Origin of the sequence: Streptomyces exfoliatus, from assembly GCF_000725545.1 — a bacterium.
GTDB lineage: Bacteria > Actinomycetota > Actinomycetes > Streptomycetales > Streptomycetaceae > Streptomyces > Streptomyces exfoliatus.
Window position 1 is genome coordinate 118,180 of record NZ_JNZP01000018.1, and the last position, 16,046, is coordinate 134,225.

General features: G+C 72.2%; 10 protein-coding genes. 5 read left to right on the plus strand and 5 right to left on the minus strand.

Translation table 11 applies throughout. From position 1 onward, the window contains the following. Nucleotides 1–6 precede the first annotated feature (6 nt). The 3 genes from IO20_RS0122190 to IO20_RS0122200 form a co-directional block, all read right to left on the minus strand. Complete coding sequence (locus IO20_RS0122190; RefSeq protein ID WP_245685007.1) at nt 7–1,419, minus strand: MFS transporter; 1,413 nt, start codon at nt 1,417–1,419, stop codon at nt 7–9. Further along, a complete protein-coding gene (locus IO20_RS0122195) occupies nt 1,416–2,846 on the minus strand; it encodes a 4-hydroxyphenylacetate 3-hydroxylase family protein (protein ID WP_030553646.1) in 1,431 nt (476 codons plus the stop codon). The genes IO20_RS0122190 and IO20_RS0122195 overlap by 4 nt, the downstream gene beginning before the upstream one ends. A gap of 148 nt (nt 2,847–2,994) precedes the next feature. Further along, on the minus strand, nt 2,995–3,975 hold the full coding sequence (locus tag IO20_RS0122200) for an AraC family transcriptional regulator (RefSeq protein WP_030553644.1): 981 nt from the start codon (nt 3,973–3,975) through the stop codon (nt 2,995–2,997). Between the two features lie 118 nt (nt 3,976–4,093). Here IO20_RS0122200 and IO20_RS0122205 point away from each other — a divergent pair, with 118 nt between their 5' ends. The 5 genes from IO20_RS0122205 to glgB all read left to right on the plus strand — a co-directional run bounded on the left by IO20_RS0122205 (nt 4,094) and on the right by glgB (nt 13,126). Continuing rightward, nucleotides 4,094–5,035, plus strand: coding sequence for an SDR family oxidoreductase (locus IO20_RS0122205; protein ID WP_030553643.1), 942 nt, complete (start codon nt 4,094–4,096; stop codon nt 5,033–5,035). A gap of 337 nt (nt 5,036–5,372) precedes the next feature. Next, complete coding sequence (locus IO20_RS0122210) at nt 5,373–7,367, plus strand: alpha-1,4-glucan--maltose-1-phosphate maltosyltransferase (RefSeq protein WP_030553641.1); 1,995 nt, start codon at nt 5,373–5,375, stop codon at nt 7,365–7,367. After that, nucleotides 7,364–9,058, plus strand: coding sequence for a maltose alpha-D-glucosyltransferase (treS, locus tag IO20_RS0122215; RefSeq protein ID WP_030553639.1), 1,695 nt, complete (start codon nt 7,364–7,366; stop codon nt 9,056–9,058). Before IO20_RS0122210 ends, treS begins: the two co-directional genes overlap by 4 nt. A gap of 246 nt (nt 9,059–9,304) precedes the next feature. Beyond that, complete coding sequence (locus IO20_RS0122220; protein ID WP_030553637.1) at nt 9,305–10,654, plus strand: maltokinase N-terminal cap-like domain-containing protein; 1,350 nt, start codon at nt 9,305–9,307, stop codon at nt 10,652–10,654. Between the two features lie 216 nt (nt 10,655–10,870). Then, nucleotides 10,871–13,126, plus strand: coding sequence for a 1,4-alpha-glucan branching enzyme (glgB, locus tag IO20_RS0122225; RefSeq protein ID WP_051874633.1), 2,256 nt, complete (start codon nt 10,871–10,873; stop codon nt 13,124–13,126). A gap of 70 nt (nt 13,127–13,196) precedes the next feature. Here glgB and IO20_RS0122230 read toward each other — a convergent pair whose 3' ends face one another. Both IO20_RS0122230 and IO20_RS0122235 read right to left on the minus strand, forming a co-directional pair. Next, nucleotides 13,197–15,440 (minus strand): HelD family protein, encoded by a 2,244-nt coding sequence (locus IO20_RS0122230; RefSeq protein WP_030553633.1) that lies wholly within the window; start codon nt 15,438–15,440, stop codon nt 13,197–13,199. Between the two features lie 143 nt (nt 15,441–15,583). Further along, nucleotides 15,584–16,012, minus strand: a complete 429-nt coding sequence (locus IO20_RS0122235) for a hypothetical protein (RefSeq protein WP_030553632.1) — start codon at nt 16,010–16,012, stop codon at nt 15,584–15,586. Nucleotides 16,013–16,046 lie beyond the last annotated feature (34 nt).

Consider the following 16,046-nt stretch of genomic DNA (forward strand, 5'->3'; position numbering starts at 1 on the left):
CTGTGGTCAGGGGACGGGGGTCGGGGCTGGTTTCGGCAGGTGGAGGCGGACGGACAGCAGGGCGGCCAGGGCGGCGGACGCGGCGCCCGTGAGGAGGGCGGCGCGGTGGCCCGCCGTCTCGGCGGTCGCGCGGGCCGCGTCCACGGCTTCGGTACGGCCGGCGGCGACGGCGACCAGGACGGCGAGGCCGAGGACGGAGCCGAACTGCTGGCTGGTGTTGACGAGTCCGGAGGCGAGTCCGGTCTCCTCGGCCGCGGCCTCCGCAGTGGCCGCCACGTTCGTGGTGACCATGACGAGGGGCAGCGCGGCGCCGATCAGGAGGCTGGGGGCGAGCACGGTGCTCGCGAACGTGCCGTCCGGGGTGAGCGCGAGGGCGAGCCACAGGGTGCCGGCGCACAGCAGGACGAAGCCGAGGGTCGTGGCCCGGTGCAGCCCGATCCGGAAGATGATCCGGCCGGTCTGCGGGGCGACCGCGACGACGACGAGCGACAGCGGCAGCAGGCCGAGGCCGCCGCCGAGGGGCCCGTACCCGAGGACGCTCTGCAGATGGAGGCTGACCAGGAAGAACATCGGGAACAGCGTCGTCTGGGCGAGCGCGGCCAGGGCGTTGGCGGTCCGGAGCGCGGGGCGGGCGAGGACCGCGGGCGGGACGAGCGGCGCGGCGGCCCGGGTCTCGACGGCGGCGAAGGCGAGCAGCAGGGCGACGCCCGCTCCTCCGGTGGTGAGGGTGCGGGCGGACAGCCAGCCGGTCTCCGCCGCGCCGACGAGCGCGTAGGCGAGGAGGCCGAGTCCCGCGGTCGCGGTGGTCGCCCCCGCGAGGTCGAGGCCTCCGGGGCGGAGCCGGCCGGGGCGGCCGTCGAGGACCCGGAGGGCGAGGAGGGCGAGCACGGCCGCGAGCAGCACGTTCAGCCAGAACGTGGAGCGCCAGCCGAGGAGGTCGGTGAGGACGCCGCCGAGGACCGTGCCGAGGACGCCGCCGAGGCCGCCCATGGCGGCGAACGCGCCGAGCGCCCGGTGGCGGGCGGGGCCGTCGGGGAACAGCAGGAGCAGCAGGGCGAAGGCGGCGGACGCGGCGAGGGCGGCGCCGGCGCCCTGGGCGGCGCGGGCGGCGACGAGGGCGTCGGCGCCGGGGGCGAGACCACCGGCGGCGGAGGCAACGGCGAGGACGCCGAGGCCGCCGAGGAAGACCCGCCGGTGGCCGAGGAGGTCGGCGGCGCGGCCGCCGAGGAGGAGCAGTCCGCCGAAGGCGATGAGGTAGGCGTTGGCGACCCAGGAGAGGTCGGCGGAGCCGGAGCCGAGGTCCTCGCCGACGGAGGGCAGGGCGACGTTGACGATCGCGGTGTCCGTGATCAGGAGCAGTTGGGTGGCGGCGAGCAGGAGGAGCGCCCCGCGCCGGGGCGCCACGTGGGGTGTCGTCACCGGGTCGTCCCCAGGCCGTAGCCGTCGAGGCAGGCCCGGGCGAGGCTTTCGCACCTTTCGGCGGCCCCGGCCCCGGTCTGCATGGTCAGGTAGACGTGCGGGGCTCCGTGGTAGAAGCGCTCGTACTGCTCGTGGCGGCCCGCGAACTCGGAACCGAGGGCGTCCCAGGCGAGTTTGAGGAGTTTGACGCGGTCCTCCGCGGGATGGCCGGGGGTGCCGAAGTACCGACGGACCAGCGGCCCGAGTTCGGGGTGGAGGAGGTCACGGCCGCTCGCGGGGAGCTGGACGAGGGCCCCGCCGGCGAGGAGCTTGATGTCCTGGACGGCGCGCGGGTAGAGCTCGCCGGCCATGATCCGCTGGGCGTGGGAGATCTCCTGCCCGGGGCGGACGCCGCCGCGACCGCCGTCGACCTCCTCGTACGAGGCCTCGGCGGCGAGGACGAACGCCTTGGCCTGGGCGACCATGCCGAGGAGGCGGCCGACGGCCTGGATGACGGGCGGCAGCTGCTCGGTCCCGTGGGAGCGGGTGATGAGGATCGCCAGACCGGTGAGGAACTCCAGCTTCGTCCAGAAGCGGGTGGCGGACTGGTGGACGAAGTTGAGGTAGGCGGGGGTCCGCCACCAGATGGCACCGGTGGTGGCCGGGTCGCGGTAGGTGAGGACCCGTTCCCAGGGCACGAAGACGTCCTCGCAGACCAGCATCGCGTCGTTCTCGTCGTACCGGGAGGAGAGCGGGTGGTCGAAGACGGACCGGGAGCGTTCCTCGTAGGAGGTGCGGGAGATCAGTTTCAGGCCGGGGGCGTCGGGGCGTACGGAGAAGGTCAGCGCGTGCGCGGTGTCGTCGGGGGCGAGCGGTTCGATGGTGCCGACGAGGATCTCGTCGGCGAAGACGGCGCCGGTGCCGACGGTCTTGGCGCCCCGGACGACGATCCCGCCGTCCCGTTCCGCGACGACCCGCAGGGTCCGGTCGTTTTCGCCGCCGCCGGGGGCGGGGTTGCCGAGGGTGAAGGCGGCGTGCAGGTCGCCCTCGGCGAGTCGGCGGTGGAAGGCGAGGGCGTGCTCGGCGCCGTCGAAGGTCCCGCCCGTGAAGACGTCGGGCGCGGCGGCGAACCCGGCCGCGCCGGCCGCCATGTAGTCGGGGGTACGGCCCAGGTAGCCGTAGCTCGCCTCCGCGGTCGCGCGGAAGGCGTGGCGGCGGGCGACGAGGTCCTCGTACGAGCGGGGCACGGCGTAGGCCCGGCGCACTCCGCCCTGGACGAGGACGGGGCGGTGCGCGGGGTCGTCGGCGAGGTCGTGGAGGCCGGCGAAGGAGGCCGCGGTGGACCGGAAGGCGGGGTGGGCGGTGACGTCCTTGACCCGTTCCCCGTCGAGCCAGATCTCGCGCCCGTCGCGCAGCCCCTCCAGATACTCCTGCCCGCACCTCGTCACCGGTGTATCGCCTCTCCTCGGGTGTCACGGCTCTGCCGGTCCCGAGACTGTCCGGCTGACCCCGCCCGGACAATGAACGACCGTCCAGGGGTCCTTAAGAACCGTCCAGGCGGCCCCGAAGATGTCAGGTCGGCCCGTCGGGTGCGGCTCAGGCGGCGCGGACGGCTCCCGCGCGGTGCTCCCCGGGGGTCACTCCGAACCACTTGCGGAAGGCGAGGTGGAAGCCGACGGCGCTCTGGTATCCGACGCGGGCGGGCACGGCGGACTGCGGGAGCGAGGTCTCGGTGAGCAGCCGGCAGGCCTCCTGCATCCGGCGGGCCGCGAGGTACCGGGCCGGTGACTCCCCGACCAGGTCGCGGAAGGCGGCGGTGAACGCGGAGCGGGACATGCCGACCTCCCGGGCGAGGGAGTCGATCGTCCAGGGTTCGGCGAACCGGGTCGCCATCATGACGACCGCCCGGCTGATCCCCGGGTGCCTGAGCAGGGGCAGGGAGGCCGCGTTCCCCGCGAGTTCGCGCAGCAGCGGGCGGAGGGCGAGGACGAGCGCCATCTCGAAGGCGCGCAGGGTGATGAGGCGGTCGCCGGGGCGGACGGGCCGGTCGGGGTCGGCGAGAAGCCGCAGGGTGTCGCGGAGCAGCGGCTCGCGGTCGACCTGGGCGCCGTCGAGGACGAGGGCCCAGGGCAGGGAGCCGTAGAGGCCGGTGGCGGCGCTGGCGTCGTAGTGGAGCCCGGCGCAGAGCAGCCGGCTCTCGGGCCCGCTGCCGCCGATGACGATCTCCCCCGAGGTGCCGGGCTGCCGCTCGGGCAGGACGGCCTTGAGCGGGACGCCCTGGCGTTCGGGCCGGTCGGAGAGGCGGTGCGCGGTGCCGGTGGGGAAGACGACGAGGTCTCCGGCGTGCAGGGCGACGGGGGTCTCGCCGTCCGCGGTGATCCAGCAGTCGCCCTCGACGACGTAGTGGAGGACGGCGCAGCTGCGTTCGGCGTCGCCCTCGATGGCCCAGGGGGCGCGGACGTGCCAGCGGCTGTCGAAGACGCCGGTGAGGCGGAGGGGTTTGAGCAGTTCGCTCAGCAGGTCGTCGTGCTCTTCGTCGTGTTCTTCGTCGTGACGGTCGGTTCCCACGGTGTCCATGGACGATCCTTCAACTTCCGCCCCGGTTTGTTAATTGAACGGCCGAAGCCGCCCCGGCGAGCCTGGAGGAACGCCGACACGGCAGCGGCGACAGCCTATCGAAGGGCCTCAGACACACATGTCCAGTGAGATTCCGATGCGGGTGGCGGTGGTGGGGGCGACCGGGTTCCAGGGCGGTGCGGTGGCCCGGCTGCTCGCCGGGCGGCGCCACCGGGTGCGGACCCTGACGCGGCGCGCCGCGGCCGACCGTCCGCCGCTGCCCGGGGCCTTCTTCCTGGCGGGCGATCTGGGGCGGCGGGACGACGTGCGGCGGCTCTTCGAGGGGACGACGCACGCGTTCGTCACGATGCCGCTGGTGTACGGGAGCGAGCGGGTGGAGGCGTACGCGAGGAACGTCGCGGCGGCGGCCCTGGAGGCGGGGACGGAACGTCTGGTCCTCAACGCCAACACCCGGGTGCCGCCCGGCCCGACGGACGTCGCCGCGTTCGAGACGCGGCGGCTCGCCGAGCGGGTGCTGCGGGACAGCGGGGTGCCGCTGGTGGTGATCCGGCCGCCGGTGTACCTGGACAACCTGTTCTCGCCGTGGAACGGTCCGGCCCTGGTCGACGAGGGCGTGCTCGCCTATCCGCTGCCGGAGTCCACGCGGACGGCGTGGCTCTCGCACCGGGATCTCGCGGAGGCGGCGCTCGCGGCGCTGACCCTGGAGGGCATGGAGGGGCGGACCTTCGACATCGGCGGCGCGCGTTCGCTGACGGGCGGTGAGCTGGCGGAGGCCTTCGGCCGGGGGCTCGGTCGCGCGGTGCGGTACGAGGAGCTGGATCCGGCCGCTTTCGAGCGGGGTCTGGCCCGGTTGCTCGGTCCGGAGACCGCGGCGGGGGTGGCCGGGATCTACCACTACATGGCGAGCGGCGCCGATCCGCTTCTGATGGCGGACGACGACGGGGTGTCGACGGAGGTCCTCTCTCTCGAACCGGCCCCGGTGGAGGAGTGGGTGGCCCGTCAGCCCTGGCAGATCTGGTCGACGGACGCGGACGAACCGGACCCGTCCGCCCTCCGCTGACCATCACCCCCGCACCCACCCCGACCGCCGGAAACGGACCCCGCCCCACAAGGGCGGGGTCCGTTCTTTGTCCGGGTCCTGTCCTTGCCCGTACGGCTACGCCCTAGTAGTTAACAAAGCGCCGGGATTGCCCACCCGTGAACCGTGGGAAGGCTCCTCCGGTACACCCCCGAAACCCGTCTCCCCGTGACTTCTGTTCATCCCTGTGCACCCGCCATTCGAGTGAACGCGGACAGGAGCGGCCATGCCCGCAACCCGCCGGCCGTCGACGGAGCTAGAAAGAGCGAACCACCACCCGCACCCCCGTAACCCTTCAGGTGATGCCGTGAATCCGCTCATGGGACGCATTCCCGTACTGGACGTCCGCCCACTGGTCGACTGCGGTCGGCGCCCCGCGAAGGCGGTGGCCGGAGAGTCCTTCGAGGTGACGGCGACCGTCTTCCGCGAAGGCCACGACGCCGTCGCCGCCAATGTCGTGCTGCGCGGCCCTTCGGGCCGGCCCGGCCCCTGGACCCCGATGCGGGAACTGGCCCCGGGCACCGACCGGTGGGGTGCCGAGGTCACCCCCGATGCCGAGGGCCTCTGGACGTACACCGTCGAGGCGTGGAGCGACCCGGTGGCGACCTGGCGCCACACCGCGAAGATCAAGATCCCGGCGGGGATCGACTCCGAACTCGTCCTCGCCGAGGGCGCCGAGCTGCACGAGCGGGCCGCGAAGGGCGTCCCGAAGAAGGGCGGCGGCCGCGAGGCGGTGCTCGCGGCGGCGGACGCGCTGCGGGACGCGTCCCGGCCGGCCGCCGTCCGGCTCGCGGCGGCGCTCGCCCCGCGCGTGGTCGAGTCCCTCGACCGCTACCCGCTGCGTGAACTCCTCTCGTCCTCCCCCGCGTTGCCGCTGCGGGTGGAGCGGGAGCGCGCCCTGTTCGGTTCCTGGTACGAGTTCTTCCCGCGCTCGGAGGGCGTACGGAAGGTCAAGGGCCGTACGGTTCCGGGCAACTTCCGCACCGCGGCCGAGCGGCTTCCGGCGGTCGCCGCGATGGGCTTCGACGTGGTGTACCTGCCGCCGGTGCACCCGATCGGCGAGACCCACCGCAAGGGCCCCAACAACTCCCTCTCGGCGTCACCGAACGACGTGGGCGTGCCGTGGGCGATCGGTTCGCCCGAGGGCGGGCACGACGCGCTCCACCCGGATCTCGGCACCTTCGAGGACTTCGACGCCTTCGTGGCGCGGGCCAGGGAGCTGCGCCTGGAGATCGCGCTCGACTTCGCGTTGCAGTGCTCCCCTGACCATCCGTGGGTGGAGAAGCACCCGGAGTGGTTCCACCACCGGCCGGACGGTTCGATCGCGTACGCGGAGAACCCGCCGAAGAAGTACCAGGACATCTATCCGATCGCCTTCGACAGGGCCGCCGACAACATGGACGGGATCGTCACGGAGACCGTGCGGGTGCTCCGGCACTGGATGGACCACGGGATCCGGATCTTCCGGGTCGACAACCCGCACACCAAGCCGGTGGTGTTCTGGGAGCGGGTGATCGGCGAGATCAACCGGACCGACCCGGACGTGATCTTCCTGGCGGAGGCCTTCACGCGGCCGGCGATGATGCGGACGCTCGGCGCGATCGGCTTCCAGCAGTCGTACACGTACTTCACCTGGCGGAACACCAAGGAGGAGCTGACGGAGTACCTGACGGAGCTGTCCGGGGAGACGGCGGCGCAGATGCGGCCGAACTTCTTCGTGAACACCCCGGACATCCTGCACGCCTACCTCCAGAAGGGCGGGCGGCCCGCGTTCGAGGCGCGGGCGGTGCTCGCGGCGACGCTCTCGCCGTCCTGGGGCATGTACGCCGGGTACGAGCTGTGCGAGGGCACCGCGCTGCGGGACGGCAGCGAGGAGTACCTCGACTCGGAGAAGTACCAACTGCGGCCTCGTGACTGGGAGTCGGCGGAACGCGCCGGGGAGACGATCACTCCGCTGATCACCGCGCTGAACCGGATCAGGCGCCGTCACCCGGCGCTGCGCCGGCTGCGGAACCTGACCTTCCACGACACCGACAACGCCCAGGTGATCGCGTACAGCAAGCGCTCCGGTTCGAACACCGTTCTGGTGGTCGTCAACCTCGACCCGCACCACACCCAGGAGGCGACGGTCTCGTTGAACATGCCGGAACTCGGCCTCGACTGGCAGGAGACCGTGCCGGTGCGCGACGAGCTCACCGGCGATACCTATCACTGGGGCAGGGCCAGCTACGTGCGCCTAGAGCCGGGTGTCACACCCGCGCACGTCCTCGTCCTGCGACCGTCCCCGCAGACCGGAGGGTCACCCACATCATGACTGTCAACGAGCCCGTCCCCGACACCTTCGAGGACACCCCCGCCAAGGACCGTGATCCCGACTGGTTCAAGCGGGCCGTCTTCTACGAGGTCCTCGTCCGGTCCTTCCAGGACAGCAACGGGGACGGCGTCGGCGACCTGAAGGGCATCACGGCCAAGCTGGACTACCTCCAGTGGCTGGGCGTGGACTGCCTCTGGCTGCCGCCGTTCTTCAAGTCCCCGCTACGGGACGGCGGTTACGACGTCGCCGACTACACGTCCGTGCTGCCCGAGTTCGGCGACCTCGCCGACTTCGTCGAGTTCGTCGACTCGGCGCACCAGCGCGGGATGCGCGTGGTCATCGACTTCGTCATGAACCACACGAGCGACCAGCATCCCTGGTTCCAGGAGTCTCGGCGCGACCCGGACGGGCCGTACGGCGACTACTACGTCTGGGCGGACGACGACAAGCAGTACGCGGACGCCCGGATCATCTTCGTCGACACCGAGTCGTCCAACTGGACCTTCGACCCGGTCCGCAAGCAGTACTACTGGCACCGCTTCTTCTCGCACCAGCCCGACCTCAACTACGAGAACCCGGCGGTGCAGGAGGAGATCCTCTCCGCGCTGAAGTTCTGGCTGGACCTGGGGATCGACGGCTTCCGGCTGGACGCGGTGCCGTACCTGTACCAGCAGGAGGGCACGAACTGCGAGAACCTGCCCGCCACCCACGCCTTCCTGAAGCGGGTCCGCAAGGAGATCGACGACCACTACCCGGACACGGTGCTGCTCGCCGAGGCGAACCAGTGGCCGGAGGACGTCGTCGACTACTTCGGCGACTTCCGCTCGGGCGGCGACGAGTGCCACATGGCCTTCCACTTCCCGGTCATGCCGCGCATCTTCATGGCGGTGCGGCGCGAGTCGCGCTACCCGGTCTCGGAAATCCTGGCGAAGACCCCGGAGATCCCCTCCGGCTGCCAGTGGGGCATCTTCCTCCGCAACCACGACGAGCTCACCCTCGAGATGGTCACGGACGAGGAACGCGACTACATGTACGCGGAGTACGCCAAGGACCCGCGGATGCGGGCCAACATCGGCATCCGGCGGCGGCTTGCCCCGCTCCTCGACAACGACCGCAACCAGATGGAGCTGTTCACCGCGCTGCTCTTCTCGCTGCCCGGTTCTCCGGTGCTGTACTACGGCGACGAGATCGGCATGGGCGACAACATCTGGCTGGGCGACCGGGACGGGGTCAGGACGCCCATGCAGTGGACGCCCGACCGCAACGCGGGCTTCTCCTCCTGCGACCCCGGGCGGCTCTACCTGCCGACCATCATGGACCCGGTCCACGGCTACCAGGTGACCAACGTGGAGGCGGGGATGGCCTCGCCGTCCTCGCTGCTGCACTGGACGAAGCGGATGATCGAGATCCGCAAGCAGAACCGGGCCTTCGGCACGGGCACGTACACCGAACTCCCGGCGTCCAACCCGGCGGTGCTCGCGTTCCTCCGTGAGGACGGTGACGATCTGGTCCTCTGCGTGAACAACTTCTCGCGGTTCGCGCAGCCGACCGAACTCGATCTGCGCCGCTTCGACGGCACGCGCCCGGTCGAGCTGATCGGCGGCGTGCAGTTCCCGGCCATCGGCCAGCTGCCGTACCTCCTGACCCTTGCGGGACACGGCTTCTACTGGTTCCGTCTCAAGAAGGGCTGACCGCAGGTCAGTTCGGATACGTCCGGGGTGGGACGGTTTTCCCCCGTCCCACTCTGGGCACTGTGACCCACACACGTTCATCGTCACGATTCAGGTCCATACGGGCCTTCTTGTCGGGCCCATACGGATCTTCCCCTTCCGACACGTCCCGCACATCCGGACAGTCCAAGCCGCCATCCGGGACACTCTGCGCATTTGAACGCATACGAAAGTCAACTGCGCGCCCCGGGGAAAGGACGCGATGCCATGCCGGAGACCGCATCCACCACCCGGGCCCCGGACGCCCTCCTTCCGTCGCTCACCCCCTTGCTCCACGAATGGCTGCCCCGGCAGCGCTGGTTCGCGGGCAAGGGCCGCCGGGTCACCGGATTCACGCTGGAAGCGGCCACCGAGCTGCTGCCCCTCGACGGCCCGGGCCCCGGCCTCCTCCATCTGCTCGTGCGGGTCGAACAGCCGAGCCGCCAGGCCGGCACACCCGCCGACTGCTATCAACTGCTCCTGGGCGTACGGACCCAGCTGCCGCCCCGCCTCGCCCCCGCCCTGATCGGGCGGATCCGGCAGGGACCGCTCGCCGGACGGGCCGTGTACGAGGGGCTGCGCGACCCGCGGCTCGCCGGCCTCCTCTACGAGCGGCTGCGCACCCCGGGCCGGACCGGCCCCCTGCGCTTCCACGCGACGACGGCTCTGCCACCGGCCCTGGCCCCCCGGGTCCTGGACGCGGAGCAGTCCAACTCGTCTCTTGTGTACGGAGATTCGTTCATCCTGAAGATCTTCCGCCGGGTCAGCCCGGGGGCCAATCCGGACCTGGAGCTACCGCTCGCCCTCGCCGGGGCCGGCTGTGCGCGGGTCCCCGCCCCGGTCGCCTGGTTCGAGTCCGGGGCCGCGACCCTCGGTGTCCTCCAGCCCTATCTGCGGGGCTCCCGCGACGGCTGGCGGCTGGCGCTCGACGCGCTCGCCGACGGGCGCGAGTTCACCGCGGAGGCGCGCGATCTCGGCCGCGCCACGGCAGAGGTCCACCTCGCCCTCGCCGAGGCGCTGCCCACCCGGCGCCTCGACCTGGCCGAGACCGAGCAGCTGGCGGCCGCGATGGACCGGCGGCTGCACGCGGCCGCGCAGGCCGTGCCCGCGCTCCTTCCACACGTGCCGGGCCTGCGCGCGGTCTTCGCGGCGGCGAGCGGAGCGGCCGGTGGTAACGCGGTCCAGCGCATCCACGGCGATCTGCACCTGGGGCAGACCCTGCGGGGGTCCGACGGCGGCTGGGCCGTCATCGACTTCGAGGGCGAGCCGGCGAAGACGCTCGACGAACGGCGCAGCCCGCAGCCCACCGTCCGCGACGTGGCGGGGATGCTCCGCTCCTTCGACTACGCGGCCCGCACCCACCGCCCGTGGAACGCCGACTGGGCGACGCGGTGCCGGGCGGCGTTCTGCACCGGCTACGCCGAGGCGGCCGGGGCCGATCCCCGTGCGGACCCGGCGCTCCTGCGGGCCTACGAGACCGACAAGGCGGTCTACGAGGTCGTGTACGAGGCCCGACACCGCCCGGACTGGCTCCCCGTCCCGATGTCCGCGATCGAACGTCTGGCCACCGCCCGATGACCTGGCCGCCACCCGGCGAGCCGACGACCCACCCTCTCCGGCACCCCGTTCCCCGGCCGGTGCGGGGAACGGCGAACCCCCCGTTCGGACCAGTCCCCCGCCCCGCCCCGGCCGTCCCGCCTGCGGCAACCGCCACGCGCCCCGTTCGGCCGAGTGTCCCTCTCCCGCACCCCACCGTTGCGCATCCGTACCCCGTACCCCTTAGGAGGCACCCCGGTGACCGCCCGCCCCGCAGGCAAGACGGCCCGCAGCACCACCCCCGCCACGTCCCCCGCGCCCCGGAAGGCGCCACCGCTCGATCCGGGTGACCGGGGCCGGCTCCTCGCCGGGGAGCACCACGACCCGCACGGCGTGCTCGGCGCGCACCCGGTCCGCGGCGGGGTGGTGGTCCGGGTGCTGCGCCCGTGGGCGAAGGAGGTCACCGTCGTCACCAAGAGCGGGCGGATCCCGCTGCACGACGACGGCGACGGCCTCTTCTCGGGGCTCCTGCCGCGGCTGCGCAAGGTGCCGCCGTACGAGCTGCGGGTCCGCTACGACGGGGACGAGCTCGCCGTCCACGACCCGTACCGCTTCCTGCCGTCCCTCGGCGAGCTGGATCTGCACCTCATCGGCGAGGGCCGGCACGAGGAGCTGTGGACGGCGCTCGGCTCGCACCCCATGACCCACGGCGGCGTGGCCGGCACCCGCTTCGCGGTCTGGGCGCCGAACGCGCGCGGGGTGCGGGTCACCGGTGACTTCACGCACTGGGACGGCACGGGGCTTCCGATGCGCTCGCTGGGTTCGACGGGCGTGTGGGAACTGTTCGTGCCGGGGATCGGCGAGGGCGCGGTCTACAAGTACGACATCACGCGCCCCGACGGTACGCACACCCTGCGCGCGGACCCGATGGCCCGCCGTACCGAGTGCCCGCCGAACACCGCGTCGATCGTCACGGCCTCGCACTACACCTGGGACGACCAGGAGTGGATGGCTCGGCGCGGGGCGCGCCCTCACCACGAGGCGCCGCTCTCGGTCTACGAGGTCCACCTGCCGTCCTGGCGGCCCGGTCTGACGTATCGCCAGCTCGCCGAGCAGCTGCCCGCGTACGTCCGCGATCTCGGCTTCACGCACGTGGAGCTGATGCCGGTCACCGAGCACCCCTTCGGCGGCTCGTGGGGCTACCAGGTCACCGGCTTCTACGCGCCGACGGCCCGCATGGGCACCCCCGACGACTTCAGGTTCCTGGTCGACTCGCTGCACCGGGCGGGGATCGGGGTCCTGATGGACTGGGTGCCCGCGCACTTCCCGAAGGACGACTGGGCGCTCGCGGAGTTCGACGGGCGTCCGCTGTACGAGCACGAGGACCCGCGCCGCTCGCACCACCCCGACTGGGGCACCCTGGAGTTCGACTACGGCCGCAAGGAGGTGCGGAACTTCCTGGTGGCGAACGCCGTGTACTGGTGCCAGGAGTTCCACATCGACGGTCTGCGGGTCGACGCGGTGGCCTCGATGCTCTATCTCGACTACTCGCGGGAGCACGGCGAGTGGCTGCCGAACGAGCACGGCGGCCGGGAGAACCTGGACGCGGTGGCGTTCCTCCAGGAGATGAACGCCACCGTGTACCGGCGCTGCCCGGGGATCGTGACCTTCGCGGAGGAGTCCACGGCCTGGGACGGGGTGACGCGGGCGACGGACCAGGTGGGGCCCGGCGGCTTCGGCGGTCTCGGCTTCGGCATGAAGTGGAACATGGGCTGGATGCACGACTCCCTGGAGTACGTCCAGAAGGAGCCGGTGCACCGCAAGTACCACCACCACGAGATGACCTTCTCGATGGTGTACGCGTACAGCGAGAACTACATCCTGCCGATCTCCCACGACGAGGTCGTGCACGGCAAGCGGTCCCTGGTGTCGAAGATGCCGGGCGACTGGTGGCAGCAGCGCGCCAACCACCGCGCCTACCTGGGCTTCATGTGGGCCCATCCCGGCAAGCAACTGCTCTACATGGGCCAGGAGTTCGCACAGGGCGGGGAGTGGTCGGCGGACCACGGGCCGGACTGGTGGCTGCTCGACCCGGCGTACGGGGCGGAGGCCGACCACCGGGGCGTGCGGGATCTCGTGCGCGACCTGAACACGGTCTACGCGGCGACGCCCTCGCTCTGGGAGCGGGACACCTCCCCCGAGGGCTTCCAGTGGGTCGTCGGGGACGCGGCCGAGGACAACGTCTTCGCCTTCCTGCGCTTCGACGCGTTCGGCTCGCCGCTGCTCGCCGTCTGCAACTTCTCCCCCGTCGTCCGGCACGACTACCGGCTCGGCGTGCCGGACGAGGTGGTCGCCTGGGCGGAGGTCCTGAACACGGACGCCGGCCGGTACGGCGGCGGGGACGTGGTGGCACGTGATCCGCTGAAGACGGAGTCGGTGCCGCACCACGGGCGTGCGGCGAGCGTCCGGATGACGCTGCCGCCGCTCGCGACGGTCTGGCTGCGGCCGGCCTGAGCCGGGCGTCCGCGCCGCCGGACGCCTCGCCACCGGATGCCTCCGCCCTCGGGCGGAGGCATCCGGGTTTCTAGGCGCGGGCCGCCGCGCGGATGATCCCGAGCCGCTGGGTCGCCCGGGTCAGCGCCACGTACAGGTCGTTGGTCCCGTGCGCGGCCCCGGCCACGATGCCCTCCGGGTCGACGACCAGGACCGTGTCGAACTCCAGGCCCTTCGCCTGCCGGGGGTCGAGCAGGACCACCGGCCGGGTGAGGTCGGGCGCCGGACCGTACGCGGCGTCCGGCAGGGCGGCGACCAGGCCGGGAAGCAGCTCCGGCGGGGCGATCACGGCGGTCCTGCCCTCGTCGCGCGGCGCGGCGGCCACCGCGTCGGCGGCCTCCTTGACCGGGTCGTCGACCGTACGGTCCCAGGGCTCCACCCCGGTGGACCGTACCGAGCTCGGCGGCTCGAAGCCCGGGTCGTCGGCCCGCCGCACCTCGGCCGCGACGGCCATGATCTCGGTCGGCGTGCGGTAGTTGACCCCGAGCCTGACGAGCTCCCAGCGGTCGTCCACGTACGGGGCGAGGATCCGCTCCCAGGCGCCGACGCCCGCCGGGTCGCCGGTCTGGGCCGGGTCGCCGACCAGGGTCATCGAGCGGTTCGGGCTGCGGCGCATGAGCAGCCGCCAGGTCATCGCGGAGAGTTCCTGGGCCTCGTCGACGATGATGTGCCCGAAGGCCCAGGTGCGGTCGGCGGCGGCCCGTTCCGCGGCGGTCCTGTGGTCGGCCTCCTCGTGCCGCTCGGCGAAGCGTTCGGCGTCGATGATGTCGTGGGCGGAGAGAACCTCGGAGGCGTCCTTGTCCTGCTCCTCCTTGTCCTCGAACTCGTAGGTGCGCGAGGCGTAGGAGACGTCGAGGACGCCCTGCGCGTACTGGATCTGCTTCTGCCGTTCGGCCTCCTCGGCGGCGCGGGCGGCCGAGTCGTCCGCGCCGAGGAGCTCGGCGGCCTCGTCGAGCAGCGGCACGTCGGCGGGGGTCCAGGGTCCGTGCCCGCGCCGGATCGCGGCGGCGTCCGCGTCGGGCAGGTGGGTGGGCTCGGTCAGGTAGTCCGCGAGGAAGTCCTGCGGGGTGAGATCCGGCCAGAGGGTGTCGATCGCCGCGTGGACGTCGGGGTTGGCGGCGACGCCCTTGGCGAGCAGCGCGATGTCGTCGGGGCCGAGGAAGTTGGGGCCGCCGTAGGGGTCGGCGCCGATGCGGTCGGCGAGCTGTTCGGCGAGCGCGTCCAGGATCCGGAAGACGAAGTAGGGGCGGGCCAGGTTGTGAGGGAGGGCCGTCTCGCGGGCCTTGTGGCGGGCCTCCAGGGCCATGTCCCAGTCGATGACCAGGTCGCCGTCCTCGTGCGGGACGATCAGCGGCTCGCCGCGCTCGGGGACCTGCTGACGGTCCCGTACGGCCGCGGCGAGCGCCTCCGCCATGGCGGCGGAGCCCTTGACGGCGGCGGCGCGGGGGGTGTCGGTGCCGGTGGCGCGGACGCCGGGGAACAGTTCGGCGGGGGTGGCGAGGAGGACGCCGGTCTCGCCGAGGGAGGGCAGGACGTTGCCGATGTAGCCGAGGAACGCGGGGTTGGGGCCGACGATGAGCACGGCCCGCTTCGCGAGCTGCTCGCGGTGCGCGTAGAGGAGGTACGCGGCCCGGTGCAGGGCGACCGCCGTCTTGCCGGTGCCGGGGCCGCCCTCGACGACGAGGACCCCTCGGTGCGGGGAGCGGATGATGGCGTCCTGCTCGGCCTGGATGGTCTGCACGATGTCGTGCATCCGCCCGGTGCGGGCGGCGTCGAGCGCGGCGAGCAGCACCTCGTCGGCGTCACGGCTCTCGTGTCCGGTGCGGGTGGCGTCGCCGAGGTCGAGCACCTCGTCGTGGAGCGCGGTGACCGTGCGGCCGAGGGTGCTGATGTGCCGGCGGCGGGAGAGCCCCATCGGCTCGTATCCGGTGGCGAGGTAGAAGGGGCGGGCGATCTCGGCGCGCCAGTCGACGACGAGCGGGGTGCGGTTCGGGTCGTCCTCGCGGATGCCGAGCCGGCCGATGTGGTGGTCGCGCCCGTCCTTGAAGACGAGACGCCCGAAACAGAGCCCGCTCTCCCCCGCGTTGAACGCGGCGAGCAGCCCCGACTGCTCGGCGACCATGACGTCCCGTTCGAGCCGGCCCTGGTTGCTGCCGACCCCCGGGGTGCGCAGGGCCCGCCCCACGGCGGCCTCGGCCTCGGCCCTCAGGTCGTCGAGTCGTGAGTAGAGATCGGTGATGAATTGCTGCTCGTTCCGAAATTCCTCGGTTGACAATTCGACTCCCGGCGCGATACAGTGCGTTTATTGAACTTCTCTGTGTCCGTGCTGATTCCGGACACGGAATCCATCAATATACGCGATGAAATACCCCGACTGTCAATTCTAGTCGGGGTATTTCCGTATGCCCTGCCGGAGCGCTAGGCGCAGATGTGCTTGGGGGCGGTGGCGCCGGGCCTGGCACGGAACCGCACCTCGTGCCCGGCGTCGTCGGTGAAGACGGCCTCCGTCGCGGACTTCAGGGTCATCGTGCCCCGCTGGTAGGGGTTGCCCCACCCGTCGGGCGGGTTCCCCGAGCCGTCGGAGAGCGGGGTCTCCGCCTCGAAGTACGTCGAGCCGATGCGGGCCTCGTCGATTCCGCAGTGGGTGTAGAGATCGAAGAGCATCGTCCGGACGGCGGGTGTCGCCCGGTCGGACGGTGCCGTCGGCGCGGCCGGTGCGGCCGATGTCGCGCGGACGGGCGGGGTCGCGCGGACGGCCTCCGTACCCCGGCCGGTCGTGGCACAGCCCGTGAGGACCCCGGCGGCCAGTGCGAAGGCGAGGACGACGTGCCCGGTTCTCCGTGTCATGGCCCTTCGACGCTCCGCCCGTGCCGTCGGTTCC

What these genes read in the sequence shown, in the direction of transcription:
- treS (WP_030553639.1), top strand. Translation starts at nt 7,364, where the DNA reads ATGACTGTCAACGAGCCCGTCCCCGACACCTTCGAGGACACCCCCGCC.
- IO20_RS0122235 (WP_030553632.1), bottom strand. Translation starts at nt 16,012, where the DNA reads ATGACACGGAGAACCGGGCACGTCGTCCTCGCCTTCGCACTGGCCGCC.
- IO20_RS0122210 (WP_030553641.1), top strand. Translation starts at nt 5,373, where the DNA reads ATGGGACGCATTCCCGTACTGGACGTCCGCCCACTGGTCGACTGCGGT.
- IO20_RS0122220 (WP_030553637.1), top strand. Translation starts at nt 9,305, where the DNA reads ATGCCGGAGACCGCATCCACCACCCGGGCCCCGGACGCCCTCCTTCCG.
- IO20_RS0122200 (WP_030553644.1), bottom strand. Translation starts at nt 3,975, where the DNA reads ATGGACACCGTGGGAACCGACCGTCACGACGAAGAACACGACGAAGAG.
- IO20_RS0122205 (WP_030553643.1), top strand. Translation starts at nt 4,094, where the DNA reads ATGTCCAGTGAGATTCCGATGCGGGTGGCGGTGGTGGGGGCGACCGGG.